This is a genomic window from Polynucleobacter sp. MWH-Aus1W21 (assembly GCF_018687275.1).
In the GTDB taxonomy this organism is placed as follows: domain Bacteria; phylum Pseudomonadota; class Gammaproteobacteria; order Burkholderiales; family Burkholderiaceae; genus Polynucleobacter.
The window spans coordinates 1,747,274-1,771,434 of record NZ_CP061287.1; the positions used below are offsets into that span (position 1 = coordinate 1,747,274).

Sequence of the window (24,161 nt, forward strand, 5' to 3'; positions counted from 1 at the left end):
ACTGTTTCGCTTATTTAGATACTTACTTGGCAAGCGCGGCTTTTACTAAACCAGAAACTTTACCCATATCTGCTTTGCCCGCTAATTGCCCTTTGAGAACGCCAATCACTTTACCCATATCCTGAGGGCCAGCAGCACCTGTAGAAGCAACTGCAGCAGCTACTGCAGCCTCTACTTCAGCATCGGATAGTTGCGCTGGCAAGTACGCCTGCAAGATCACCATCTCAGCAGCCTCAACGGCTACCAAATCATCGCGCCCTGCTTTCTCAAATTGAGAGATAGAGTCTTTGCGTTGCTTAATCATTTTCTCAACAGTTGCAATCACACCAGCATCATCAACCACAATGCGCTCATCCACTTCGCGCTGCTTGATGGCCGCCAACAAAAGACGAATCGTTCCTAAGCGCTCAGTTTCTTTTGCGCGCATGGCGTTTTTCATATCTTCAGTAATTTGATCTTTTAGACTCATGGCTTTATTCCTAGTAATGAATATAGAACGATTATTTTTTAGCGTTTAATGATGATTAAAAAGCAAAAACCCGCTGCGTTTCACCGTCAGCGGGTTTCAAAGCTTCTCGGTGAGGAGAGCTTTTAAATTCTATTAGTAAAGCTTCTTAGGCAACATTTGGCTGCGAATGCGCTTGTAATGGCGCTTAGCAGCTGCAGCCTTCTTACGCTTACGCTCAGCCGTTGGCTTCTCATAGAACTCGCGTGCACGCAAGTCTGTCAAAAGGCCATTCTTTTCAATGGTGCGCTTGAAACGGCGCAATGCCACTTCAAATGGTTCGTTTTCGCGGAGGCGGACTGTAGTCATACTTGTTTAACTCGTATATGCTCGAAAAATATCGAAAAATTAACTGAATTGCGATTCTAGCACGACCAAGCGAAAAAATGATTGTTTTAGGAATAGAAACTTCTTGTGACGAGACCGGGGTGGCTTTATACAACACTGCTCCTTGGGAAGAGGGCAAACCTGCCTTCCAGGGCATACTGGGCCAGGGTTTGCACTCCCAAATCACCATGCACCGGGACTATGGGGGTGTTGTCCCAGAATTGGCCTCCCGTGACCATATTCGGCGTGTTTTACCGCTTTTAGACCAATCTTTGGCCCAATCTAACCTCAAATTGACTGATATTGATGCCGTGGCCTTCACCCAAGGTCCGGGATTGGCTGGAGCCCTCCTGGTAGGCAGCGCTTTTGCTAAATCCCTTGCTCAAGGGCTCAATTTGCCCTCGATTGGGGTCCATCATCTCGAAGGACATCTACTTTCCCCGCTTTTGGGTCAAACAGCCCCTCAATTTCCCTTTATTGCCCTTCTGGTATCGGGCGGCCATACCCAACTCATGAAAGTCTCTGGCATTGGACAATATGAGCTACTAGGCGAAACCTTGGATGATGCAGCAGGCGAAGCCTTTGATAAGACCGCCAAATTACTCGGTCTTGATTACCCCGGTGGCGCAGCAATCTCAAAATTAGCCGAACAAGGTCGCTCTGGCATTTTTGATTTACCAAAACCAATGTTGCATTCAGGTGATTTGGATTTTTCTTTTTCAGGATTAAAAACTGCCGTTCTCAATCAAGTTAAAAAGTTTGAGGATAAAAATATTATCGATGCCTCTGAAGTGGCGCAATTTCATGCGGATCTTGCCAGATGCTTTGTCGATGCGATTGTTGCAGTGCTGGTAAGTAAATCTGAAAAAGCGCTCAAGCAAACAGCTTGCAAACATCTAGTGCTTGCTGGTGGAGTCGGCGCCAACTTGCAACTGCGCAGTGCATTAAATGAAAAAGCAGCGCGCAATGGTTTTGAAGTGCACTACCCGCCTCTAGAGCTATGTACTGATAACGGCGTAATGATTGCTTTTGCTGGGGCACTACGCTTAATCGAAAAAAATAATGGCTCCACAACTTCTGGAGCCTTTGATGTCAAACCCCGTTGGGATTTACATAGCAATAATCTGAAATAAATTGATTTGTTGCAGCTTACTTCTTGTGGCTAATTCTGGCGAATGCGCTGTGATTGTGAATAGATTCGAAGTTCTCAGCCTCCACCACAAAAGACTGGATACGCTGATCTGCCTTAAGATTGCCAGCCACATCACGTACTAGGTCTTCTACGAACTTAGGGTTACTGTAAGAACGCTCGGTAACCCACTTCTCGTCAGGACGCTTGAGCAAGCCCCACAATTCACTAGATGCTTCGCTCTCAGCAGCGGTAACCAAATCTTCTACTGTCATTTTTGTTTCAGTATCGAGCACTACAGACATCGTTACATGCGAACGCTGATTATGGGCACCAAAATCAGAAATTTCTTTTGAACAAGGACACAAGCTCATTACTGGAACTTGCGCACGCAAACCTAATTCCACGTCAGCATTGCCATTAGCATTTTGTTTGGCAGCAGCCATCCATGTTACTTCGTAATCCATCAAGCTTTCCACACCAGATACTGGTGCTGCTTTTTTCACAAAGTGAGTATATGTAAATTGCACATGTCCTTCTTTGGCATCAAGCAACGGCAGCATCTCACGAACCATCGCCACCACTGAAGTGCTATCAACTGCGATATCTTGTTTTTGCAACAAAGCCATGAAGCGCGACATATGCGTGCCCTTCACATGCGCAGGCAAAGCAACATCCATTTCAAAAGTACCAACTGATGGAAAGTTCCCAGTCTTACTACGAATCGTGAGCGGATGACGCACGCCACGAATCCCCACCTGCTCAATTGGCAAAGCGCGATCATCCAAAGTGGATTGCACGTCAGGCATTGCACTAGGCTTCAAAAAAGCGGGGTTCATGTCATTCATAACTCTATTTTCAGGCAAAACAGGCTTATTTGCCTACAAGTACAGAATTTTGGGTCAAGATCGCTGGAAAACGTTGTTTGATGGAGTTAGCAATACCCTCCACATCTAGGCCGCACTTGGTCATCAGCAAGCTGTAGTCACCATGCTCAATAAATTCATCAGGAAGACCTAATTGCAAAAGGGGCTTATTTATTCCGAGATTTGATAGCGCCTCTAAGCAAGCACTGCCAGCACCACCAGCAATCGCGCCATCCTCAATGGTCACAAAATAATCATGATCGGCCGCTAAGGATTGAATCAAATCGACATCAAGCGGTTTCACAAAGCGCATATTGGCAACTGTGGCATTGATACCTTCGGCGACTTCAAGCGCAGAGTAAAGCAAGGTGCCAAACGCCAAGATCGCCACACGCTGACCGGATGGTGCAGTAGATTTACGACGAATTTCACCTTTACCCAATGGCAAAGTGCGCAATTCTTTTGAAGGCACTGCGCCAACACCTGCGCCACGCGGGTAGCGAACTGCGCTTGGATGTGGTTGATGGAATGCGGTAGTTAACAAATCACGGCACTCTGCTTCATCTGCTGGAGTCAGAACCAACATATTAGGAATGCAGCGTAAGAATGGAATGTCATATGCGCCAGCATGAGTGGCGCCATCGGCACCCACCAAGCCCGCGCGATCGAGCGCAAACAGCACTGGCAAATCTTGCAATGCGACATCGTGAATGAGTTGATCATAGGCGCGCTGCAGGAAGGTAGAATAAATTGCCACCACCGGCTTCATGCCTTCGCAAGCCATGCCTGCCGCAAAAGTCACTGCATGCTGCTCAGCAATGCCAACGTCGTAGTAACGTTTAGGGAAATTATTCTCAAACTCAACTAAGCCAGAGCCTTCGCGCATCGCTGGAGTAATACCAACCAACAATGGGTCAGCATGCGCCATATCGCATAACCATTCACCAAATACTTGAGTAAAGGTTTTCTTGCTAGTAGCAGGTTTCTTAACGCCCTCTTCAGGATTGAACTTACTTGGGCCGTGGTACAACACTGGATCGGCCTCAGCCAATTCATAGCCCTGGCCTTTTTTAGTCACCACATGCAAGAACTGTGGGCCGCGACCCTCTAAGGCCAAACGACGGACGTTTTGCAGCATTGGAATCAGGGCATCTAAGTCATGGCCATCAATCGGACCAAAGTAATTGAAGCCGAACTCTTGAAAAATAGTAGATGGCGACACCATACCCTTGGCATGATCCTCAAGGCGTTTAGCAAACTCACGCAAAGGTGGCGCAATCGATAAAACACTATCGATTCCCTTTTTAGTCGCCGAGTAAATATTGCCACTCAGCAATCTCGCTAGATGGCGATTGAGCGCACCCACTGCTGGAGAGATCGACATGTCGTTGTCATTCAAAATCACCACCAACGGCAAGTCATCGTAGACGCCGGCGTTATTCATTGCTTCGAACGCCATGCCACCTGTCATTGCGCTATCGCCGATGACAGCCACAGCAACCTGACGCTCGCCTTTAGTTTGAAATGCGCGAGCCATGCCCATCGCCGCAGAAATACTTGTGGACGAGTGACCAGTGCCAAATGCATCAAATTCACTTTCAGCGCGATGCGGAAATCCAGACAATCCTTTGTACTGACGCAAGGTATTCATACGCTCACGACGACCCGTCAAAATCTTGTGCGGATAACTTTGATGGCCTACATCCCAGACAATACGATCTTCAGGCGTATCGAAGACATAATGCAAGGCAATCGATAACTCCACCGTCCCCAAATTGGAGGATAGATGCCCACCTGTTTTAGAAACAGAATCCAAAACAAACTCACGTAACTCATCCGCTAAAGCAGGTAGCTCTTCGCGTGAGAGTTTTTTGAGATCGTCAGGTGAGTTTATGGAATGTAAAGTCATTGAATCTAAATAATCCGTACTAATATATTTCTATTGCCGCTCTCTTACTTACCTCGATTGACAATCAAGAAAGCCAAATCTTTTAATGCCTGCGCTGATGCGCCAAAACTATCTAAGCTGGCAATAGCTACTTCTTGCAGCTCTTTAGCCTGCTTCTGCGCATAGTCTAAACCCATCAAGGTCACATAGGTGGGCTTATTAGCTGCAGCGTCCTTGCCAGCGGTCTTGCCCAATGTTTCACTATCCGCAGTGGCATCCAACACATCATCCACAATCTGAAAGGCCAACCCAAGAGATTTTGCATAGCTTGCGAGATGAGCCATTTGCGCAGGACCTAAGTGCGCACAAATACCCCCCAATTCCACCGCGCACGACAACAAAGCGCCGGTCTTCATAGCATGCATTTGCTTTAAACCCGCAAGATCTAACTTTTTACCAACGCTCTCCAAATCAATTGCCTGGCCACCAGCCATGCCGCGCGACCCCGAAGCGGCTGCTAATGCAGCAATCATTTTCAGACGTATCTGCGCATCACAGTTTGCACTAGCAAGAATTTCGAAGGCGCGAGTTTGTAATGCATCCCCAACCAATAAGGCTGTTGCCTCATCAAATGCTTTGTGAACCGTTGGGCGACCACGACGCAAATCATCATCATCCATGCACGGTAAATCATCATGCACCAATGAGTAAGCATGAATGCATTCAATGGCAACCGCGGCAGCATCCAAAGACTCTGCCCTTGCAGAATCTTTGTCACCAAGTTGACCTGCCGCATAAACCAATAGCGGACGAATACGTTTGCCACCGCCTTGCGCGGCATAACGCATTGCATCATGCAAACGATGAGGAACAGTCTGGGCAGAATCAAGCAAGTGATCTAACGCTAGTTCAGCGCACTCAGAGTGCGAAGTAATCCACTCTTGAAAATGAAAAGCAGTATTCATTAAGCCTCGAATACGCGAACCTGCTGCTCAACTTGAGCCAACACGCCTTGACAGTGTTTTAACAAAGCGGCTCCACGTTGATATGCCAGCAGGGTTTCTTCTAGAGAAAATTTTCCAGATTCCATGTCAGAAATGAGCTTTTCGAGCTCCTTAACGGCTTGTTCATAGCGTAAATCTGGGTCAATTTGGACTTCTAGACCGGATTTTGGACTCTCAGACTTCTTGGTTGCCATAAGCTTATTTCCTTCACATTTCCCACGCGGATAGCCCTACATATTAAAGCGAGAAGCAGTTTGGATGGGTATAATCCACTCCTTCCTTTCCAATATCGATCCGTCGATGGTTGGATTGGTTATTCCGCTTAGCTTCGGCTGACGTTTTCGGGGGTGGGGAGAATGACTAATCTGGCTACCGCGCAGAAGCTTGCGCCGTCCAATCTACAACTGCCGGTTTCGGCATATTTTGACGCTGACCTGTATCAGCGGGAAATTGAACTGCTTTTTAAGCAGGGTCCTGGCTATGTCGGCCATGAACTGATGGTGCCTGAAGTTGGCTCCTATCAAACCTTAAGCGCAGAAAACGAAGGTCGCATCCTCGTTCGCAATGAATCTAGCGTTGAACTACTTTCCAATGTTTGCCGTCATCGCCAAGCTCTTATGCTTAACGGTCGCGGCAAAGCAGACAACATTGTTTGCCCATTGCATCGTTGGACCTATGATTTGGGTGGCAATCTCTTAGGTGCCCCACACTTTGAAGATAAGCCTTGTTTAAATCTTGGCAAATCCCCTTTACAAAATTGGCAAGGTTTGTTGTTTGAAGGCCCACGCGATGTTCGTGCCGATCTTGCAAAACTTGGCGTAGTTGACGATCTCAAATTTGATGGCTATGTGTTGGATCATGTTGAAGTACATGAGTGCAATTACAACTGGAAAACATTTATAGAGGTATATCTCGAGGATTATCATGTTGTGCCATTTCACCCAGGCTTGGGCAAGTTTGTTTCTTGCGAAGATCTCCATTGGGAATTTGGTGATTGGCATAGCGTACAAACCGTTGGTATTCATAAAGATCTACAGACACCAGGTTCGCCAACCTATCGCAATTGGCACGAGGCAGTGCTGCGTCAATTTGACGGCAAAGCCCCGCGCCACGGTGCTATCTGGCTAACCTACTACCCTAATGTGATGGTGGAGTGGTATCCAGGAGTCCTCTGCGTGTCGACACTCCATCCAATGGGGCCAGGTAAAACTCGCAACATTGTGGAGTTTTACTATCCCGAAGAAATTGCTCTTTTTGAGCGTGAGTTTGTTGAAGCGGAACGTGCCGCCTACATGGAAACATGTATTGAAGATGATGAAATCGCTGAGCGCATGGATCAAGGACGTGCAGCTCTTTTAGCTCGCGGCATTAATGAAGTGGGCCCATATCAAAGTCCAATGGAAGATGGTATGCAACATTTTCATGAGTGGTATCGTCGTGTCATGAACTTTGAAGGCGCATAATCAAATAAGGTCTTGCAGCTTTACCAAACACTCTCGTCACTAAGAATAGGAAGCATCATGACTCCTCTGATCTCAGCTAACCAGTTAGAAGAAATCATTAACAGTGGCGAGAATGTCTTGCTCTGTGATTGCCGTTTTGATTTAGTCGATCCTTTGATTGGCAGAAAATCTTACGAAGAAAGTCACATTCCGGGCGCAATTTATGTTGACCTGGATAAAGATTTATCTGGCACTAAAACTGGCGCCAACGGTCGCCACCCTCTTCCAACACCAGAAGCTTGGGCCAAAACAAAAGCCCGTCTGGGCATCAGCCCAAACACACTGGTGGTTGCCTATGACAAACAAGGCTCCGTATACGCTAGCCGCCTATGGTGGATGCTTAAATCAACCGGCCATGCCAATGTTCGCGTCTTAGATGGTGGCTTAGATGCTTGGAATGGCCCTATGGGGACTATACCCAGAGCACCAACCCCTTGCAATCAACCTATTGCACCCATGCCCTATGCAGGACTCGTTTTAGTCAATGAGGTTGTTGCCAATCTGGAAACTAAGAAAAATAAAATTATTGACGCAAGAAGTGAAGATCGTTTCCACGGTCAAAACGAAACACTAGACCCTGTGGGTGGACATATTCCAGGAGCGATGAATCGCTTCTTTAAACATAATCTCAATGCCACGGCATTTAAAACTCCAGAACAATTATTTAAAGAGTTTTCAGAAAGTCTTGGCACAACAAAAGCTTCTGAAGTAATTCACCAATGTGGATCCGGAGTGACTGCTTGCCATAATCTTCTAGCAATGGAATTGGCTGGATTTAAAGGTTCACGCCTTTATGCAGGTAGCTGGAGTGAATGGTGCGCTGACCCTAAAAGGCCAGTTGAACTCTAAGTGGAATATTTTGCGCTAATGCAGCAGGGAAAGTAGGACAACAAATCCTACGCCACAAGCAATCAAAATTGTTTGACGTAATGATTCTACCCAATGTGGACGACGATGCATTTGCGGAATTAGATCACTGACTGCAATGTAAATAAAACTGCTTGAAGCGATAACTAGCAAATATGGCATCGCTGCATGCGCTCTTTCTAAAAAGAAATACGCTAATACACCGCCAACAACCGCTGATAAGCCACAGATGAGGTTATAGAACAGGGCGCGTGCGCGCGAGAATCCCGCATTAAGCAACACAATGAAGTCGCCAATCTCCTGTGGAATTTCGTGGGCAATGATGGCAATAGCAGTGAAGATTCCAACTTGATAATCCGCCATAAAGGCTGCAGCAATCAAGATGCCATCGACAAAGTTATGAATACCATCACCAACCAAAATCATCCAACCACTACGCCCTGCATTCTCGGCATCATGCCCATGGTGATGATGGTGGCCATCACCTTCGTGATGATGGTCATGACGTAATAAAGCTATTTTTTCGAGCAAGAAAAAACCCAGCAATCCGGCAAGCAAGGTGGCAAACAGAAGTTGTGGGTTTACGCCTTCCATGCTAAATGCTTCAGGCAAAGAATGCAGCAAAGCAGTTGCCAGCAAAATCCCGACCGACAAGCTCACCATATTGTTAACCATCTTTGATAGCATGGCCATAGAGCAGCTTGCAGCAACCAATACGCTTGCGGTACCCGCTAACGCAGTCACCAAAAGAATAGTTTGTAAAACCGTCATGCGGATTAAGCTACTCCGTTTTTCTTAAACCAAGCAAGGCACTTTTCCCAACCATCTTTTGCGGGCCCCTCACGATAAGTGGCTCGATAGTCTGCGTGGAAAGCATGCGGTGCATCTGGATACACCTCGATGATGGATGCTTTAGCCGCAGGATTTTTGGGTGCTGCCTGTGCCAGAGCGGTTCGCATTTGCTCCACACTCTCCAAAGAAATGCCAGTATCTGCAGCGCCATATAAACCAAGTACTGGAGCTTTTAATTCAGCAGCAATATCCACGGGATGGCGCGGGCTATTTTCAGTCTTCTCACCAATCACGCGACCATACCAAGCTACACCCGCGCGAACTTGCGGCAAGGTTGCAGATAACCAGGTGATACGACCGCCCCAACAGAAACCTGTTACGCCAACTCTTTTCAGATCGCCCCCATTTTTGCCGGCCCAAACCAATGCAGCCTGTAAATCATTCAAAACCTGTGCGTCTGGAGTCTTGGCAACAATATTTTGTTGAATTTCCGCGACTGTTCCATAAGAATTGGGGTCGCCAGCACGAGTGAAAAATTCTGGGGCAATAGCAAGATAGCCCAATTTTGCAAAACGTCTTGTGACGTCGGCAATATGTTCGTGAACGCCAAAAATCTCACTCACCACTATCACGATGGGCAAGGTACCCTTTGCTTTTTCGGGACGCGATACATAAGCAGGCATCTGAAAGCTACCCACCGGAATCATCTGCTCGCCTGCTTTAATCCCTTTGAAATCAGTTTCTATAGCAGCAGCCATAACAGGTTCCGATGCTGCCACAAATCCCACGCCAATAGCAGTAGCGCCAATGGCTGATGTCTTCATAAAATTGCGTCGACCATATTGAATTTCTTTACTCATTTTTTGTCTCCTGGCATGAACTTTAAATGTAATTATTAATGCGCCTCTTCCCAATTATCGCCAATCCCAATACTAACTACCAAAGGTACCTTCAGCTGGGCTACGTGGCACATCAAATCGGGTAACTTAGCCTGTAACAGCTCAATCTCATCCAAGGGTACGTCAAATACCAATTCATCATGCACCTGAAGAAGCATTTTCGTTTTCAACTGCTCTTTTTCAAGCCAATCCTCAACAGCAATCATGGCTAGCTTAATGAGATCTGCGGCGGTACCTTGCATTGGGGCATTAATCGCGGCACGTTCAGCGCCTTGGCGACGTGGTCCATTAGAACCTTTAATCTCGGGCAACCAGAGACGACGCCCGAACACGGTTTCAACATACCCATTCTCTCTGGCCTCAAGACGGGTACGCTCCATGTATTGAGCAACCCCTGGATAGCGATCAAAGTATTTGGCAATGTAATTCTGCGCAGCCGAGCGTTCGATACCCAAGTTACCAGCCAAGCCAAAGGCACTCATGCCATAAATCAGACCAAAGTTAATTACCTTGGCGTAGCGACGTTGCTCAGAGTTCACATCATCCAAAGGAACGCCAAAGATTTCTGCAGCAGTGGCTTGGTGCACGTCCTTGCCATCCCTAAAAGCAGCCAAAAGATTTTCATCCTCAGCAATGTGGGCCATGATGCGCAGCTCAATTTGAGAGTAATCGGCCGACAACAATTTGCAACCTTCTGCGGGAATAAATGCCTCCCGAATTCGCCTACCCTCTTCGGTACGCACAGGAATATTTTGCAAGTTTGGATCGCTCGAAGCTAGACGGCCAGTAACAGCCGTAGCTTGTGAGAAATTTGTATGAACTCGTCCCGTCTTAGGATCGGCCATCCGAGGAAGCTTCTCAATATAAGTCGACATCAACTTTGCCAAACTGCGATAGTCCAAGATGCGTGCTGGCAGCGGGTAATCTTCCGCAAGCTTTTGCAAGACCTCCTCATCAGTTGAGGGAGCGCCTGACGGGGTCTTTTTAATAACAGGCAATTCAAGCTGCCCAAATAAAATCTCTGCAATTTGTTTAGGCGACTGAATATTAAAAGGCTGACCTGCGAGCTTATGAATTTCTCCTTCGAGCTCCAAAAGACGCTTACCCACCTGCTGTCCTTGCTTGGCAAGTAAAGCAGAATCAATCCGAATGCCATTGCGCTCCATAATGCCCAGTACACGCATGGCAGGCATCTCCACCTTTTCATAAATATAGAGAAGGCCTTGGCTCTCCTGAATTTGTGGCCATAGCTCCAAGTGGAGACGCAATGTAATGTCCGCATCTTCAGCTGCGTAGTCCGTTGCAATCTTCAAATCTACCTGATCAAAGCCAATCTGATGAACACCTTTGCCACACACCTCTTCATAGCGAATGGTTTTCATACCCAGATGACGCTCAGCCAAGCTATCCATATTGTGTGGCAGATGGGACTCGAGTACATATGATTCGAGCAAGGTATCGAATGCAAGGCCTTGTAATGTGATGCCGTAATTAGCGAAGATATGAGCGTCGTACTTGAGGTTTTGTCCGACCTTCAAATGAGTCTCACTTTCTAACCAAGACTTCATACGCGCTAACACCAAATCACGATCGAGCTGCACCTCGCCATTACGATGTGCAACCGGAATATAGCAAGCCTCGCCTGGCTGCACCGACAAAGAAATACCCACAAGCTCTGCTGCAAGTGCATCCAGACTAGTAGTTTCTGTGTCCACTGCAGTCAATGCGGAAGACTCAATCTTTTTCAACCACCTCTCTAATCCAACTTCATCGATCACACACTCATAGTTGCGCTCTATGGCATCTTGAGAGTCGCGAGTTTCTTGTGATAAATCTTTAGTCGGCGCACTTGCAATCACACGAGTCTTTTTTCCCTCCTCGCCCTGATCAGCACTGGAGTTGATTGGGCTTCCTGCTAGATCAAAAGTAGGCGTCTCACCTTTATTTTCTGGGCTTGTGAGCTGCTTTTCTACATCACGCAACCAAGTTTTAAATGCATAGCGCTCAAATAACTCACGCAGCAAAGGCGCATCTTCTGACTTCGCATGCAGATCATCTAGACCAGGCAAATGGGGCGATAAGTCGCAATCCGTTTTTACGGTAATCAATTGACGAGCTTGCGGCAACCAGTTCAGTGAAGCTCGAAGATTTTCTCCAACAACACCTTTAACTTGGTCGGCATTCGCCATCAAGTTATCGAGATTGCCAAATTCTGCCAGCCACTTATTTGCCGTCTTCGGACCCGCCTTGGGAACGCCTGGTACGTTATCAACGGTATCGCCGATGATTGATAAATAATCAACGATCAATTCGGGAGGTACGCCAAACTTTTCCTTAACACCATCAATATCCAACTTTTCATTCGTCATTGTATTAATGAGAGTGACAGAAGGGTTTACCAATTGCGCTAAATCTTTATCTCCAGTGGAAATAATGGTTTCCCAACCAGCTTGCGTTGCTTGGCAAGCCAAAGTACCAATGACGTCGTCTGCCTCAACACCGCTCACCATGAGTACTGGCCAACCCAATGCTCTAACCATGGCATGAATTGGCTCGATCTGCTTGACTAAATCCTCAGGCATGGGGGATCGATGCGCCTTGTATTCAGAATACATTTCATCGCGGAAAGTCTTGCCTTTAGCATCAAAAACGCAGGCAATATGGTCAGCCTTGAGCTCGGAACGTGCCCTGCGCATCATGTTAACCATGCCGTAGATAGCCCCAGTGGGCTCTCCGGCCCCATTTCTGAGGTCTGGCATGGCATGGAAGGCGCGATAGAGGTAGCTAGAACCATCTACCAACAAGAGTCTATGTTTAGTCATACCGCAATCGTACAATCTAGTTGTGAATTGCCTACAGTTCTGGTTAAGGAACCGTCCGAGAGTAGGCTTAAAAAGGTGAAAAAATGCATTATTTAACGAACTTAAGCAGCCGCACAATGAGTCAAAGCCAAGCCCTAATGAGCCTTTTGGTGGTTTTGGGACTATTTGGAGTTGCTTCGGCCCAAGCTCAGAATAACAGCCAGGCACTGAGTCCGTCGGAATTAAACCGCATTAACAATCAACCACTCGCGCCAGCAGTAAGCGCCACTGGCGCCATGAATGCTCCTGAGCAGCGTAAGCCGAATTATCAGTACAAAGATAAAAATGGCACCACAATTACAGAATACAAAGACACCAATTCGCCAACTCAGGTTGACGTAAAAACGCCATATACCAGCTATGAAATGGCGCCGCCTACATCAGTTATGCCAGGACCACCAAAAGAAACTGATTTGATTAGCGTTCCAAGCATTAGCATCCCCCTTAGATAAAAATCGTTTCACTTATTAAATCAATTTAGTTTATGGCCGTATTTACTCCGATCAATCTTGAAGATATTGCTCAATGGATTGATCAAGGCTTTGATATTGGCCAGGCCACTGAAATACGCGGTATCCATGGCGGTATCGAGAACTCGAATTTTTTCTTAGACACCGCAAAAGATGGCATTAAGCAAGAATATGTTTTAACCATCTTTGAAAGATTAACAGCACAGCAACTCCCTTTTTACTTAGAGCTGATGCGCCACCTGGCGAATAAAGGCGTTCCGGTCCCCAAGCCAATTGAAAACAAACAGGGCGAAATTCTATTCACCCTTAAAGGCAAGCCAGCAGCCATTGTTACAAAGCTTCCAGGTCTTTCTAGATTGCAACCTGAAGCCAATCACTGCGCTCTGGTTGGCGAAATGCTTGCGAAGATGCATTTAGCTGGAAAAGATTTTGCAAAGCACCAAGAAAATCTTCGTAGTCTTGATTGGTGGCAAAAAACTATTCCCTCCGTATTGCCCCACTTAGACACTTCACAAAAAGAACTCATTACTCATGAGCTCAAAACTCAAGAAGAATTCTTTTCTTCGGGGACATACGATGGCTTGCCGCAAGGTGCTAGTCATTGCGACCTCTTTCGCGACAATGTCTTATTTGATCCGAAGGGATCAGATGTATCTCAAGACCAATTAGGCGGCTTCTTTGACTTTTACTTTGCGGGCACCGATAAATGGTTGTTTGATATTGCCGTAACCGCCAATGATTGGTGTCTGGCCGATAACAAACAAGATTTAGATCCCGTGCGCTTAGATGCATTTATGAAGGCCTACCAATCTGTACGTCCACTCACCAAAGAAGAGCAAGCGAGTTGGCCTTTAATGTTGCGTGCAGCGGCATTGCGCTTCTGGGTTTCTAGATTGTGGGATTTCTATTTACCCCGTGATGCACAAATGCTGACCCCCCATGATCCCACGCACTTTGAACGCATTCTCTTAAGCCGTCGATCCCTATGAAACTCAATTACGCTGCTCCCAAAGAAGGCTATACCTGGATAAGACAGGGCATTTGGCTCTTCAAACAGAATCCATTGGGATTTTTAATGCTGGTCTTTATGTATGTATTTGCAGCGCAACTGGCAGTCATCATCCCAGTCATTGGTGTCTTTGCAGTGCTACTCCTGACGCCAACCTTATCCGTAGGATTCATGACCGCTTGTCGCCAAGCCATTCAAAAAGAGCGCATTAAACCTTCGGTCTACATAGTGGCATTGAAGTCTGGCCCAATTGTTCGCAAAAGAATTTTGCAATTAGGTCTGGTATACGCCACCATGATTGTGTTGCTGAGTTTTATCTTAAGCCTCTTGGTTGACTTTGAATTGCTTCTCCCTCTCATGACGAGTGACAAGCCCATCACTCCTGAAGCACTCCGACAGGTTTACCTAGTTCTTTTTTTTGGCGCCATGCTCTATGTTCCAGTAGCGATGTTGATGTGGTTTTCACCAGTACTAGTTGCATGGGAAGACATGCCAGTACCTCAAGCCCTATTCTCAAGCGCCTTAGCATGCTGGTCCAATAAAGCTGCATTCTTTTTATATCTGTCGATTTGGAGCGCAGTTCTAATTGCTATCCCCTTAACCATTGGCATGATCTTTGATGTCGTTGATTTAGGACAGGTAGCCTCGTACATCATTGCACCAATCTCTATGGCAGGTCTTACTGTGATGCACTGCTCTTTTTATGCGACTTGGAAGGCCTGCTTCACAGACGATGAAGTGGTGATGCCTGTATAACTAAATTCTTTAGTCAATTGCAGCAAGCTTCGCAATACTCAACTGCAACCATTTAATGCCATGACGCTTGAAATTCACTTGCGCCCTAGCGTCAGCATCAACACCCTCTAAACCAGTCACTCGTCCCTCACCAAATTTGGTGTGGAATACATTTTGTCCGATAGTGAATGGGTAATTACCACGTGGAGGTGAAGCCAATCTCTTTACCTCCATTGAGGCAGAGCCAACTCGCTTCGCTGGTCTTTGGCGATCAGATCCTGAATCAAAAAAGTCATTCGATTCATATTCGCGTTGACGGGTGTAACCATCTTGCCAAGTTGATCCTGATCTTGAGTTACCACCACCCCAGCGCGCATCTCTTGCTTTAGGCGTCAGCCATTTCAATGAATCTGAGGGCAATTCTTCCAGGAAGCGGGAGGGCATGTTGTAGCGTACTTGACCGTGCAACATACGTGATTGCGTATGCGACAAATAAAGACGCTCTTTGGCCCGGGTAATAGCCACGTACATCAAGCGACGCTCCTCCTCCAGACCATTTTGTTCATTGACACTGTTCTCGTGGGGAAATAAACCCTCCTCAAGGCCAGTAATGAAAACGGAGGTGAATTCCAACCCTTTGGCCGAGTGAACAGTCATCAGTTGCACGGCATCTTGGCCGGCCTGAGCCTGGTTGTCGCCAGCCTCTAAAGATGCATGAGACAAGAATGCAGCCAACGGAGAAACTTCCACCACTCCTGGAGCATTCTCACCTGGCAACATAGCAGCCGCAGCATCTTGACCATAACCTTCTTCAGCAATGAATGCCGTTGCCGCATTAATCAATTCTTGTAAGTTTTCTACGCGATCTTGCCCTTCGCGCTCAGAGAGGTAGTGCTGAATCAAGCCACTATTCTGAATCACAAACTCAACCGTTTCTGGCAACGTATTATGACGAGTTGCCTCACGCATGTGATCGACTAAACGAACAAAACCACCGAGAGCTGCGCCAGCCTTGCCATCCAACGTGGAGGCCGCCGAATATAAAGAGCATTGCTGCGCTCTTGCAGCGTCTTGTAATGCTTCGATAGATCGCGCACCAATTCCTCGAGTTGGGAAATTCACCACTCGCGAGAAAGACGTATCGTCATTCGGATTCTCAAGCAAGCGTAAATACGCTAGCGCATGTTTGATTTCAGCACGCTCGAAGAAGCGTAAACCACCATAAACACGATACGGAATGCCCGCAGAGAATAGAGCGTGCTCAATGATGCGTGACTGAGCATTACTACGATAGAGCAAAGCTACTTCAGTACGTTTAATGCCGCTATTTACCAAAGCCTTGATTTCATCGACCAGCCAAGCAGCCTCAGCATGATCACTGGGGGCCTCATAAATTCGGACCGGCTCGCCATGACCAGCATCGGTGCGCAGGTTTTTACCAAGACGCTCTGAGTTATTAGCAATCAGATGATTTGCAGTATCTAGAATATGGCCATGCGAGCGATAGTTCTGCTCTAGCTTGACCATCAGCGGGTGGTATTGCTTTTCATAAAGACGCATATTTTCGACGTCTGCGCCGCGGAAAGCATAAATACTTTGGTCGTCATCACCAACCGCAAAAACGGAACTACTACCCATACCACTGACATTAATGCGACTTGCGTCATGGCCCGATAACAATTTAAGCCATGCATATTGCAAGGCATTGGTATCTTGAAACTCGTCGATCAAGATATGGCGAAAGCGTTCTTGGTAATGCGTGCGAATAGCTTCGCTGTGCTTCAGTAATTCATAGCTACGCAATAACAGCTCAGCAAAATCAACAACGCCCTCGCGTTGGCACTGCTCATCGTAAGCAGCATAGAGTTGCGCCATCTTGGCCTGGAAATCATCGCCTACTGATAGATCTTTTGCGCGTTGACCACGCTCTTTAGCATGAGCAATAAAGTACTGCAATTGCTTGGCGGGATATTTCTCATCATCGACTTTTAATCCCTTTAAAAGACGCTTAATCGCAGAGAGCTGATCCTGCGTATCCAAAATCTGGAAAGTCGAGGGCAAGCCTGCCTCTTTGTGGTGGGCCCTCAATAATCGGTTGCAAAGTCCATGAAAAGTACCAATCCACATTCCACGGGTATTAATCGGCAGCATGGCGCTTAAGCGCAACATCATCTCTTTGGCGGCCTTATTGGTAAAAGTTACCGCCAGGACGCCAATAGGGGATACCTGGCCGGTCTGAATCAACCACGCTATACGGGTGGTGAGGACGCGGGTCTTACCGCTCCCTGCCCCAGCCAAAATCAAGGCAGATTGGGCCTGGCCATTTTCATTTACGGGCGGGAGGGTCACTGCCTCGCGCTGTTCTGGATTGAGGTTCGCGAGCAAGTCTGAGTACATCAGCCCAATTATAATTTGCCTCTTATGCCAAATGCCTCAAATACCCCTAATTCACCAGCGGTCAGCTCAGCAGACGAGCTTGCCAAATCCTATGAACCCGCTCCGATAGAGGCCTACTGGGGTCCAGAGTGGGAGCGCCGTGGGATTGCCGATGCCACCATAGATGAAGGTAGGGGTGATTTTTCTATTCAGCTACCCCCGCCAAACGTCACTGGCACCCTGCATATGGGTCACGCCTTCAATCAAACCATCATGGATGGCTTGGTGCGCCACGCACGTATGTCTGGCAAAAATACCTTATGGGTGCCTGGAACCGATCATGCAGGTATTGCCACTCAAATTGTTGTTGAACGCCAGCTCGATGCACAAAAAGTATCTCGCCACGATTTAGGTCGCGAAAAGTTTTTAGAAAAAGTTTGGGAGTGGAAAGAAACTTCTGGCAATACGATTACCAGACAAATTCGTCGCTTAGGTGCGTCAATCGATTGGGGTAAGGAATATTTCACAATGGACAGCAAGATGTCCAAAGCCGTAGTGGAAGTATTCGTGCGCTTACATGAACAAGGTTTAATCTATCGCGGCAAACGCTTGGTGAACTGGGATCCAGTTTTGGGGACTGCAGTATCCGATTTAGAAGTAGTAAGCGAAGAAGAAGAAGATGGTTCAATGTGGCATATTCGCTATCCATTGACAGATGGCTCCGGCCATCTCACCGTTGCCACTACTCGCCCCGAAACCCTTCTGGGCGACGTTGCTGTGATGGTTAACCCAGAAGACGAGCGTTACAAACATCTCATCGGCAAGTCAGTTAATTTGCCTTTATGCAATCGTGAAATTCCGATTATTGCTGATGATTATGTTGATTTGAACTTTGGCACTGGCGTAGTGAAAGTGACTCCTGCACATGACTTTAATGACTATGCAGTTGGTCAACGCCATCAACTACCGCTGATTAATATCCTTACCCTCGATGCCAAGATCAATGAGAATGCTCCAGCCGCCTACCAAGGCATGGAACGTTTTGCAGCACGCAAACAAGTAGTTACAGATTTAGATGCTGCTGGCTTATTGGAAAAAGTACAGCCACATAAATTGATGGTGCCACGTGGTGATCGCACTCAAACTATCATCGAGCCAATGTTGACTGACCAATGGTTTGTGGCGATGTCAAAGTCAAGTCCGGATAACAAATATCAACCTGGCTCATCGATTGCTGGCGCAGCATTAGATGCCGTCACCAAAGGCGATATCAAACTGGTTCCAGAAAACTGGATCAACACCTATACCCAATGGTTAGAAAATATTCAGGATTGGTGTATCTCTCGCCAACTCTGGTGGGGCCATCAAATCCCCGCTTGGTATGGCGATGATGGACAGATATTCGTAGGGCGATCAGAGGAAGAAGCCAAGGCCAAAGCTGCTGCTGCGGGCTATACCGGGAAACTCAATCGTGATCCGGATGTTTTGGATACCTGGTTTAGCTCTGCGCTTGTGCCCTTCAGCTCATTGGGCTGGCCCGATGAATCGCCCGCCTTAAATCACTTCCTACCTTCATCTGTTCTGGTTACCGGCTTTGACATCATCTTCTTCTGGGTAGCACGCATGGTCATGATGACCTGTCACTTCACTGGAAAAGTGCCTTTTCATACTGTTTATGTCCATGGCTTGGTGCGCGATGCCGAAGGTCAAAAAATGAGTAAGTCCAAAGGCAATACCTTGGATCCAATTGATTTAATTGATGGCATTAAGATTGAAGAGTTGGTAGGTAAAAGAACTACTGGCCTCATGAATCCCAAGCAAGCCGAGAGCATCTCCAAGAAAACCAAGAAAGAATTTCCGGACGGCATAACAGCATTTGGTACAGATGCCTTGCGTTTTACTTTTGCCTCCCTTGCTTCGCTCGGTCGAAATATTAACTTCGATCAGAAACGTTGCGAAGGCTATCGTAATTTCTGCAACAAGCTTTGGAATGCCACTCGCTTTGTTCTCATGAACTGCTCAGGCAGTGATGAGGACAATGGCCTAGCGCCATGCGACAACCAATGTGGCCCTGAAGGCTATTTAGACTTTTCACCTGCAGATAAATGGATCGTCTCTCAACTCCAAAGAACCGAGGCTGATGTAGCCAAAGGATTTGAGAACTATCGCTTTGACAATATTGCAAGCAGCATTTACCAATTTGTCTGGGATGAATATTGCGATTGGTATCTGGAACTTGCTAAGGTGCAACTTCAAACCGGCACCCCTGCACAGCAACGCGCAACGCGTCGAACTCTATTGCGTGCTCTCGAAACAATTTTGCGCATGGCGCATCCATTAATTCCATTTATCACCGAAACACTTTGGCAAACCGTTGGCCCCAAGTCCGGCAAAGAATTGGCTAAGCAAGCTAAGCAGACTATTGCACTCCAGCCCTACCCAATTTCTCAACCAGAAAAAATTGACGAGCAAAGCGAAGCTTGGGTGGCGCAGGTTAAAGCGATTGTTGACGCCTGCAGAAACCTACGCGGTGAGATGCAGGTTCCCCCAGGCCAAAAAGTGCCGCTTTGGATTTATGGTCCTGATGCGTTCCTGGTAAAGGCCACGCCTTATTTGATGGCGCTTGCCAAGCTGACTGAAGTCAAAATCTACGGCGATGAATCTGCCCTAGAAAAAGATGCGCCTGGAGCACCAATTGCCCTGATAGGCGATATCAAGCTCTTACTCAAGATTGAAGTAGACATTGCTGCTGAGCGTATTCGCCTTGGTAAGGAAATTGAGCGCCTAGCCAATGAAATCAATAAAGCCAAGAACAAACTAACTAATGAAAGCTTTGTGGCACGTGCCCCAGCAGAGGTTGTTGCCCAAGAAAAACATCGTCTCGCAGGATTTGAACAGAATCATGAGAAGCTTGTTGCACAATTAGAGCGTCTTAAATAAAAAACGATAAGAACGGACTACTCATGTCAATCCATTTCGGCTCCAAAAAAGTAACTAAAGCTGTATTTCCTGTTGCGGGGTTTGGAACACGCTTTTTGCCTGCCACGAAAGCAAGCCCCAAAGAAATGTTGAATGTAGTAGATAAGCCGTTAATTCAATATGCAGTAGATGAAGCTATTGCAGCCGGCATTACAGAGCTCATTTTTGTCACAGGTCGTAGCAAACGCGCCATCGAGGATCACTTTGATAAAGCCTATGAACTAGAAGCGGCGCTAGAAGCCAAGGATAAGCAAGACCTGCTTCATCTTGTTCGTAGCGTCAAGCCAGACAATGTTGACTGTATCTATATTAGACAAGCAGAACCATTAGGCTTGGGCCATGCAGTTCTTTGTGCCGCTCGAGTTGTTGGTGATGAGCCATTTGCCGTAATTTTGGCAGATGACCTTTTGGATGGTCAGCCGCCAGTACTTTCACAAATGCTCAAGGTTTATGAAGAGCAAGCGGGATCTGTTTTAGCGGTAGAGAAAATCGATCCAGCCAAAAGTAGCTCATACGGTATTGTCTCTGGCGATGAAGTCAGTAAAGGCATCTATCGACTGAATGGCATTGTGGAGAAACCGAAACCAGCAGATGCGCCTTCTGATCTCGCAGTGGTGGGGCGTTATGTCCTTTCAGCCAAGATCTTTGATCACATTCGCAATGTGAAGCCTGGCGCAGGTGGTGAAATTCAACTTACAGATGCGATTGCCGCCCTGCTAAAAGAAGACCCTGTATTTGCCTATGAATACGATGGCGTTCGCTATGACTGTGGCAGCAAGTTAGGCTACCTTAAAGCCTCAGTAGACTTCGCTTTACGCCACCAAGAAGTTGGCGCTGAATTTACCGAATACTTAAGAAGCTGGTCCTTAAAGTAATTTTCTGTAGTGGCAATAAAAAAGGCAGAGATCAATCTCTGCCTTTTTTGCATTATTACTTACCAAAAGTATGTGGCTCAGACTTTTTCTTATCTACGCTTCATAAAGAAAACCAAAACATCCCCTTCGGTGGTGCTTGCCAGCAACTCATTACCAGTTTGCTTAGCAAAAGCAGGAAAGTCATGAGCAGCACCAGCATCTGTTGCCTTGATCTTCAGAACCTCGCCTGACTGCATGGTTGCCAAAGCTTTCTTGGTGCGCAAGATAGGCAATGGGCAGTTCATACCAATGGCATCCACTTCTGCATTGAAAGCAATATTCACTGTTTCACTCATTTGCTTGCCACCCAATCTTTCACACCTGCCAAAGCAGCACTCAGCTTTCTTGGATCGGTGCCGCCGGCCATCGCCATTTCTGGCTTACCGCCACCTTTGCCGCCTACTTGCTGAGCCACAAAGTTCACGAGGTCACCTGCCTTGACTTTGCTAATTGAATCGGCAGTTACACCAGCAATCAAACTTACTTTATCGCCCTGAACTGATGCCAACACAATGGCGGCAGTTTTGAGCTTAGCCTTTAGGGCATCCATCGTTTCGCGTAGGACACCAGCATCAGCACCATCCAAACGTGCAGCCAACACCATGATGCCATTGACATCAATTGCTTGACCGGCCAATTCATCACCCTGACTTGCGGCCAACTTGGAGTTAACCTTTTCTAATTCACGCTCAGTTTGACGAAGACTGTCTTGAAGTTGGGCAATACGATTCACCAGCTCACCAGGATGAGTTTTCAGAATTGCCGCAGCCTCATTAATCTTATCTTCCAAGCCTTGCAAAAATTGCAGTGCATTATTACCAGTCACCGCTTCAACGCGACGGATACCAGCAGCAACACCGCCTTCAGAAACAATCTTTAAGCTACCAATGTCGCCAGTACGGGATACGTGTGTACCACCACACAGCTCTTTGGAGCTACCAATCTCCAGAACACGCACTTCATCACCATACTTCTCGCCGAAGAGCATCATGGCGCCAGTTTTTTGCGCGTCATCCAAAGACATGACTTTGCCGGAAGTGGCAGTGTTGTTCAAAATCTCTTGATTCACAATATCTTCGATACGGCGAATTTGTTCAGCAGTAATCGGCGCATTGTGCGTAAAGTCAAAACGGGTCTTAGTAGCATCTACCAAAGAACCCTTTTGCTGCACATGATCGCCCAATACTTCACGCAACGCTTTATGCAAGATGTGGGTTGCGCTGTGATTGCGCATGGTGTCAGTTCGCTGCTGGGTATCCACTACAGCATTGATAGAATCCCCCACTTTAAGCTCACCTTCGAGAACTTCACCTTGATGTCCAAATACATCAGCCTGAATCTTGAAGGTATCTTCGACCGCGAAACGAATGCTCTCATTTCGAAGCTCACCCTTATCGCCAACCTGGCCGCCAGATTCAGCATAGAAAGGGGTATTATCTAAAACGATGACCGCTGCATCACCAGCTTTAACAGCGGGAACTGCCGAACCATCTACATACAGGGCGGTTACTTTCGCACCCTCATGTTTTAAAGTGTCATAGCCATGAAACTGAGTTGGCGTGCCCTTGTAATCCAAGCCTTGGGCCACCTTGAACTTACCGGCCGCTCTTGCTTGATCGCGTTGTTTTTGCATCGCCACTTCAAAGCCTTCAGCGTCAACCGTCACACTACGCTCACGACAAACGTCAGCAGTTAAGTCCAACGGGAAACCAAAAGTGTCGTGTAAGCGGAAAGCAGTTTCGCCATCAACTACCTTTGCACCACCAGCCAAAGCACCATCCAAAATTTCCATGCCATTGGCAATCGTTTGGAAGAAGCGCTCTTCCTCTTGCTTAATGACCTCACTCACCTTGTCTTGCGCAGCGCGTAATTCTGGGTAGGCATCACCCATCTCTTTTACAAGCGCAGGAACTAATTGATAGAAAAATGGTTTGCGAGCACCCAACTTATAGCCATGACGAATTGCGCGACGCGCGATACGACGCAATACATAACCACGACCAGCATTGCCCGGAATGACACCATCCACCACAATGAAGCTGCACGCGCGGATATGGTCTGCAATAACCTTAAGCGAAGGACTTTCAGCATCACAATTTTCGCCGCCAGCAGCATCTACCGCATCCTTGGAAGCCTTAAGGAGATTGACGAAGAGGTCGATTTCATAATTGGAGTGAACATGCTGTAAGACCGCAGCAATACGCTCAAGTCCCATGCCTGTATCTACGCTCGGCTTTGGCAGCGGATGCATCACGCCCGCTTCATCACGATTGAACTGCATGAAAACGTTATTCCAGATTTCAATGTAGCGATCGCCATCCTCATCTGGACTTCCAGGAGGGCCACCAGGAATATGATCACCGTGATCATAAAAAATTTCGGTACATGGACCACATGGGCCTGTATCGCCCATCATCCAAAAATTGTCAGATGCATAACGTGCACCCTTGTTATCGCCAATGCGAATGATCCGATCAGCTGGCACACCTATTTGTTTATTCCAAATCTCAAAAGCCTCATCATCTTCGGCATACACCGTTACTAAGAGCTTTTCTTTTGGCAACTTAAATACTTGAGTCAACAAATCCCATGCAAATTGGATGGCATCTTTCTTGAAATAGTCTCCAAATGAGAAATTTCCCAGCATTTCAAAAAAGGTGTGATGACGGGCGGTATAGCCCACGTTATCCAGATCATTGTGTTTTCCGCCTGCTCGGATGCACTTTTGGGCAGTCGTAGCACGGTTATATGGGCGCTTATCGAACCCTAAAAACACGTCCTTGAACTGATTCATACCGGCATTGGTAAATAGCAGGGTTGGGTCATCTCCCGGCACTACCGGGCTGGATGGGACGATTTGGTGGCCTTTTTGGGCGAAGAAATCCAGGTAAGCCTGGCGAATTTGGGAGACTTTCATGCCGCCAATTATCGCATTGGCACTAGCCTAGGGCAAACGCTAGGTAAGAAGCCCCAAACCTGCCTTACAATCCCACAACATCAATAAAAATCGGCAGTTAAGTCGACAACAAGGAGAGTAA

At 47.0% G+C, this 24,161-nt stretch carries 20 protein-coding genes; 8 read left to right on the plus strand and 12 right to left on the minus strand.

Going from position 1 to position 24,161, the window contains the following annotated elements; genetic code table 11:
• Positions 1–22: 22 nt before the first annotated feature.
• The gene (locus tag ICW03_RS09115) at positions 23–469 is read right to left on the minus strand and encodes a GatB/YqeY domain-containing protein (protein WP_215347536.1); all 447 of its coding nucleotides are present in this window, start codon (positions 467–469) and stop codon (positions 23–25) included.
• Positions 470–601: 132 nt separating this feature from the next.
• Positions 602–814, minus strand: a complete 213-nt coding sequence (gene rpsU / locus ICW03_RS09120) for a 30S ribosomal protein S21 (RefSeq protein WP_011903537.1) — start codon at positions 812–814, stop codon at positions 602–604.
• Positions 815–891: 77 nt separating this feature from the next.
• On the opposite strand from rpsU, the gene tsaD reads away from it, so the two are divergent.
• On the plus strand, positions 892–1,965 hold the full coding sequence (gene tsaD / locus ICW03_RS09125; RefSeq protein ID WP_215347538.1) for a tRNA (adenosine(37)-N6)-threonylcarbamoyltransferase complex transferase subunit TsaD: 1,074 nt from the start codon (positions 892–894) through the stop codon (positions 1,963–1,965).
• A gap of 16 nt (positions 1,966–1,981) precedes the next feature.
• On the opposite strand, the gene folE2 is transcribed toward tsaD, so the two are convergent.
• The 4 genes from folE2 to xseB are packed head-to-tail and all read right to left on the minus strand — an operon-like array spanning position 1,982 to position 5,913.
• Positions 1,982–2,809, minus strand: coding sequence for a GTP cyclohydrolase FolE2 (gene folE2 / locus ICW03_RS09130; protein WP_215347540.1), 828 nt, complete (start codon positions 2,807–2,809; stop codon positions 1,982–1,984).
• A 25-nt stretch (positions 2,810–2,834) separates the two neighbouring features.
• Positions 2,835–4,736 carry a 1-deoxy-D-xylulose-5-phosphate synthase gene (gene dxs / locus ICW03_RS09135; protein WP_215347542.1) on the minus strand — a complete coding sequence of 634 codons (1,902 nt, stop codon included), beginning with the start codon at positions 4,734–4,736 and terminating at the stop codon, positions 2,835–2,837.
• A 44-nt stretch (positions 4,737–4,780) separates the two neighbouring features.
• Positions 4,781–5,680 (minus strand): polyprenyl synthetase family protein, encoded by a 900-nt coding sequence (locus tag ICW03_RS09140; protein ID WP_215347544.1) that lies wholly within the window; start codon positions 5,678–5,680, stop codon positions 4,781–4,783.
• On the minus strand, positions 5,680–5,913 hold the full coding sequence (gene xseB / locus ICW03_RS09145) for an exodeoxyribonuclease VII small subunit (protein ID WP_215347546.1): 234 nt from the start codon (positions 5,911–5,913) through the stop codon (positions 5,680–5,682). The genes ICW03_RS09140 and xseB overlap by 1 nt, the downstream gene beginning before the upstream one ends.
• 162 nt (positions 5,914–6,075) lie before the next feature.
• On the opposite strand from xseB, the gene ICW03_RS09150 reads away from it, so the two are divergent.
• Together ICW03_RS09150 and ICW03_RS09155 are read left to right on the plus strand one after the other, a co-directional pair.
• Positions 6,076–7,182 carry an SRPBCC family protein gene (locus tag ICW03_RS09150; RefSeq protein WP_215347548.1) on the plus strand — a complete coding sequence of 369 codons (1,107 nt, stop codon included), beginning with the start codon at positions 6,076–6,078 and terminating at the stop codon, positions 7,180–7,182.
• Between the two features lie 57 nt (positions 7,183–7,239).
• Positions 7,240–8,070, plus strand: a complete 831-nt coding sequence (locus tag ICW03_RS09155) for a sulfurtransferase (RefSeq protein ID WP_215347550.1) — start codon at positions 7,240–7,242, stop codon at positions 8,068–8,070.
• A 15-nt stretch (positions 8,071–8,085) separates the two neighbouring features.
• On the opposite strand, the gene ICW03_RS09160 is transcribed toward ICW03_RS09155, so the two are convergent.
• From ICW03_RS09160 to polA, 3 genes are read right to left on the minus strand one after another with little or no spacing between them, the layout of a single operon-like run.
• A complete protein-coding gene (locus tag ICW03_RS09160) occupies positions 8,086–8,859 on the minus strand; it encodes a ZIP family metal transporter (protein WP_215347552.1) in 774 nt (257 codons plus the stop codon).
• A 5-nt stretch (positions 8,860–8,864) separates the two neighbouring features.
• Positions 8,865–9,740, minus strand: a complete 876-nt coding sequence (locus ICW03_RS09165) for a dienelactone hydrolase family protein (protein WP_215347554.1) — start codon at positions 9,738–9,740, stop codon at positions 8,865–8,867.
• Between the two features lie 35 nt (positions 9,741–9,775).
• Positions 9,776–12,601, minus strand: a complete 2,826-nt coding sequence (gene polA, locus ICW03_RS09170) for a DNA polymerase I (RefSeq protein ID WP_215347556.1) — start codon at positions 12,599–12,601, stop codon at positions 9,776–9,778.
• Between the two features lie 116 nt (positions 12,602–12,717).
• Between polA and ICW03_RS09175 the strand changes: the two genes are divergently transcribed.
• Genes ICW03_RS09175 through ICW03_RS09185 form a run of 3 tightly spaced genes read left to right on the plus strand, consistent with a single transcriptional unit; the run spans position 12,718 to position 14,875 of the window.
• A complete protein-coding gene (locus tag ICW03_RS09175; protein WP_251374383.1) occupies positions 12,718–13,092 on the plus strand; it encodes a hypothetical protein in 375 nt (124 codons plus the stop codon).
• 32 nt (positions 13,093–13,124) lie between these two features.
• Entirely contained in the window at positions 13,125–14,099 is a 975-nt protein-coding gene (locus ICW03_RS09180; protein WP_215347559.1) for a homoserine kinase, read from the plus strand.
• Positions 14,096–14,875: a BPSS1780 family membrane protein gene (locus ICW03_RS09185; protein WP_215347561.1), complete on the plus strand. Its 780-nt coding sequence runs from the start codon at positions 14,096–14,098 to the stop codon at positions 14,873–14,875. The genes ICW03_RS09180 and ICW03_RS09185 overlap by 4 nt, the downstream gene beginning before the upstream one ends.
• A 9-nt stretch (positions 14,876–14,884) precedes the next feature.
• Here the strand turns inward: ICW03_RS09185 and ICW03_RS09190 are convergent, their stop codons facing one another.
• Positions 14,885–17,251, minus strand: a complete 2,367-nt coding sequence (locus tag ICW03_RS09190) for a UvrD-helicase domain-containing protein (RefSeq protein WP_215347563.1) — start codon at positions 17,249–17,251, stop codon at positions 14,885–14,887.
• 24 nt (positions 17,252–17,275) lie between these two features.
• Here ICW03_RS09190 and ICW03_RS09195 point away from each other — a divergent pair, with 24 nt between their 5' ends.
• Together ICW03_RS09195 and galU are read left to right on the plus strand one after the other, a co-directional pair.
• Entirely contained in the window at positions 17,276–20,170 is a 2,895-nt protein-coding gene (locus ICW03_RS09195; protein WP_215347565.1) for a valine--tRNA ligase, read from the plus strand.
• Positions 20,171–20,193: 23 nt separating this feature from the next.
• Complete coding sequence (gene galU, locus ICW03_RS09200) at positions 20,194–21,084, plus strand: UTP--glucose-1-phosphate uridylyltransferase GalU (protein WP_215347567.1); 891 nt, start codon at positions 20,194–20,196, stop codon at positions 21,082–21,084.
• Between the two features lie 89 nt (positions 21,085–21,173).
• On the opposite strand, the gene ICW03_RS09205 is transcribed toward galU, so the two are convergent.
• Complete coding sequence (locus ICW03_RS09205) at positions 21,174–21,419, minus strand: sulfurtransferase TusA family protein (protein ID WP_371819871.1); 246 nt, start codon at positions 21,417–21,419, stop codon at positions 21,174–21,176.
• Positions 21,416–24,040, minus strand: a complete 2,625-nt coding sequence (gene alaS, locus ICW03_RS09210) for an alanine--tRNA ligase (RefSeq protein ID WP_215347569.1) — start codon at positions 24,038–24,040, stop codon at positions 21,416–21,418. Before alaS ends, ICW03_RS09205 begins: the two co-directional genes overlap by 4 nt.
• Between the last annotated feature and the right edge of the window lie 121 nt (positions 24,041–24,161).

Excerpts from the sequence above, each read along its gene's own strand:
- tsaD (WP_215347538.1), top strand. The coding sequence starts at position 892 with ATGATTGTTTTAGGAATAGAAACTTCTTGTGACGAGACCGGGGTGGCT.
- xseB (WP_215347546.1), bottom strand. The coding sequence starts at position 5,913 with ATGGCAACCAAGAAGTCTGAGAGTCCAAAATCCGGTCTAGAAGTCCAA.
- ICW03_RS09140 (WP_215347544.1), bottom strand. The coding sequence starts at position 5,680 with ATGAATACTGCTTTTCATTTTCAAGAGTGGATTACTTCGCACTCTGAG.
- ICW03_RS09180 (WP_215347559.1), top strand. The coding sequence starts at position 13,125 with ATGGCCGTATTTACTCCGATCAATCTTGAAGATATTGCTCAATGGATT.
- folE2 (WP_215347540.1), bottom strand. The coding sequence starts at position 2,809 with ATGAATGACATGAACCCCGCTTTTTTGAAGCCTAGTGCAATGCCTGAC.
- polA (WP_215347556.1), bottom strand. The coding sequence starts at position 12,601 with ATGACTAAACATAGACTCTTGTTGGTAGATGGTTCTAGCTACCTCTAT.
- dxs (WP_215347542.1), bottom strand. The coding sequence starts at position 4,736 with ATGACTTTACATTCCATAAACTCACCTGACGATCTCAAAAAACTCTCA.
- ICW03_RS09175 (WP_251374383.1), top strand. The coding sequence starts at position 12,718 with ATGAGTCAAAGCCAAGCCCTAATGAGCCTTTTGGTGGTTTTGGGACTA.
- ICW03_RS09190 (WP_215347563.1), bottom strand. The coding sequence starts at position 17,251 with ATGTACTCAGACTTGCTCGCGAACCTCAATCCAGAACAGCGCGAGGCA.
- rpsU (WP_011903537.1), bottom strand. The coding sequence starts at position 814 with ATGACTACAGTCCGCCTCCGCGAAAACGAACCATTTGAAGTGGCATTG.
- ICW03_RS09195 (WP_215347565.1), top strand. The coding sequence starts at position 17,276 with ATGCCAAATGCCTCAAATACCCCTAATTCACCAGCGGTCAGCTCAGCA.
- ICW03_RS09155 (WP_215347550.1), top strand. The coding sequence starts at position 7,240 with ATGACTCCTCTGATCTCAGCTAACCAGTTAGAAGAAATCATTAACAGT.
- ICW03_RS09115 (WP_215347536.1), bottom strand. The coding sequence starts at position 469 with ATGAGTCTAAAAGATCAAATTACTGAAGATATGAAAAACGCCATGCGC.
- ICW03_RS09165 (WP_215347554.1), bottom strand. The coding sequence starts at position 9,740 with ATGAGTAAAGAAATTCAATATGGTCGACGCAATTTTATGAAGACATCA.
- ICW03_RS09185 (WP_215347561.1), top strand. The coding sequence starts at position 14,096 with ATGAAACTCAATTACGCTGCTCCCAAAGAAGGCTATACCTGGATAAGA.
- ICW03_RS09160 (WP_215347552.1), bottom strand. The coding sequence starts at position 8,859 with ATGACGGTTTTACAAACTATTCTTTTGGTGACTGCGTTAGCGGGTACC.
- ICW03_RS09205 (WP_371819871.1), bottom strand. The coding sequence starts at position 21,419 with ATGAGTGAAACAGTGAATATTGCTTTCAATGCAGAAGTGGATGCCATT.
- ICW03_RS09150 (WP_215347548.1), top strand. The coding sequence starts at position 6,076 with ATGACTAATCTGGCTACCGCGCAGAAGCTTGCGCCGTCCAATCTACAA.
- alaS (WP_215347569.1), bottom strand. The coding sequence starts at position 24,040 with ATGAAAGTCTCCCAAATTCGCCAGGCTTACCTGGATTTCTTCGCCCAA.
- galU (WP_215347567.1), top strand. The coding sequence starts at position 20,194 with ATGTCAATCCATTTCGGCTCCAAAAAAGTAACTAAAGCTGTATTTCCT.